General features: G+C 73.5%; 1 protein-coding gene. It reads left to right on the forward strand.

Features of this window, described 5'->3' with window-relative positions; genetic code table 11:
* Nucleotides 1-1,537: polyketide synthase dehydratase domain-containing protein (locus tag ACFYPC_RS37015; protein ID WP_391891741.1), on the forward strand; the 1,537-nt coding region annotated here is incomplete at both ends.

The following is a 1,537-nucleotide window of genomic DNA, read 5'->3' on the forward strand; positions in this document are numbered from 1 at the left end:
ACGGGTGAAGTTGCGGGCGAGGACATCCTGTCGGCGGACTACTGGGTCGACCACGTCCGTCAGGCGGTCCGCTTCCTCGACGGGATGCGGCACCTCGAAACCCAGGGCGTCACCACCTACCTGGAGCTGGGCCCCGGCGGAGTCCTCTCCGCGATGGGGCAGTCCTGCGTCACCGAAGACGCGGCGTTCGTCCCGGTCCTGCGCAAGGACCGTCCCGAGGCTCACGCCCTGACCGCCGCCCTCGCCGAACTCCACGCGCACGGCGCCTCCGTCGACTGGACGGCGTACTACGAAGGCACCGGCGCCCAGCGCACCGACCTCCCCACCTACGCCTTCCAGCACGAGCACTACTGGCCGGAGGTACTGCCGGGCCTGAACGGTGACGTCACCGGATTCGGCCTGTACCACGCCGAGCACCCGCTGCTGGGGGCCGAGGTGCTGCTCGCCGACGGCGACGGGATCGTGCTGACAAGCCGGCTGTCCCTCGACTCGCACCCGTGGCTCGCCGACCACGCCGTCTTCGGTTCAGTCCTGCTGCCCGGCACCGCCTTCGTCGAGCTGGCGCTCCACGCGGGCGAGCGCGTCGGCTGCGCGGCGCTGGAGGAGCTCACGCTGCAGGCCCCGCTGATCATCCCCGAGCGCGGCGGCATGGTGCTCCAGGTCATCGTGGGCTCGGCGGACGCGGACGGCCGCCGCCAGATCACCGTCCACTCCAGCCCGGCCAACGGCGCCGAGGACGAGGCGTGGACCCTGCACGCCTCGGGCGTCGTGGCGGCCGAGGCGCTCGTCCCGGGCGCCGGGCTCGCGGAATGGCCCCCGCGCAACGCCGAGTCGGTGCCGGTCGACGGCATGTACGAGTCCATGACCGAGATCGGCTACGGCTACGGCCCCGTCTTCCAGGGCCTGCGAGCCGTGTGGCGGCGCGGCGGAGAGCTGTTCGCCGAGGTCGCCCTGCCGGAGGAGGCCGCCGAGCAGGCGGGCCGCTTCGGGCTGCACCCGGCGCTGCTGGACTCCGCCCTGCACGCCATCGGCGTGGGCGGTGGCCTTGCCGGACTGGACGGCCCGGGGCTGCCGTTCGCCTGGACGGGCGTGAGCCTGTTCGCCGTCGGCTCCCCGGTCCTGCGTGCCCGGATCACCGCCACCGACGGTACGGTCTCCCTCGACCTGGCCGATGGCACCGGTGCGCCAGTGGGGCGGATCGGATCCCTCGTCCTGCGCCCGGTCACCGCCCAGCAGCTGGACGGAGCCGCGCGCAACGAGAGCTCCGACTCCCTGTTCCGACTGGAGTGGACCCCGGTCCCGGTCGGCGACGCGCAGGCTCCACAGAGCGCTCCGGAGTACGACGTCCTGTCGGCGCCGGCCACCGAGGCGGGCACCGACGTCGTTCACGGCGTGCACACGGCCGTCGTCGAGGTGCTGGCGCAGGTCCAGGAGTGGCTCGCGGCCGAGCGGGACGCGAGTGCCCGCCTGGTGGTGGTGACGCGTGGTGCGGTGGGGGAGGTCGTGGATCTTGGTGCGGCCGCGGTGTGGGGTCTGG

This window comes from Streptomyces sp. NPDC005808 (genome assembly GCF_042871385.1).
GTDB lineage: Bacteria > Actinomycetota > Actinomycetes > Streptomycetales > Streptomycetaceae > Streptomyces.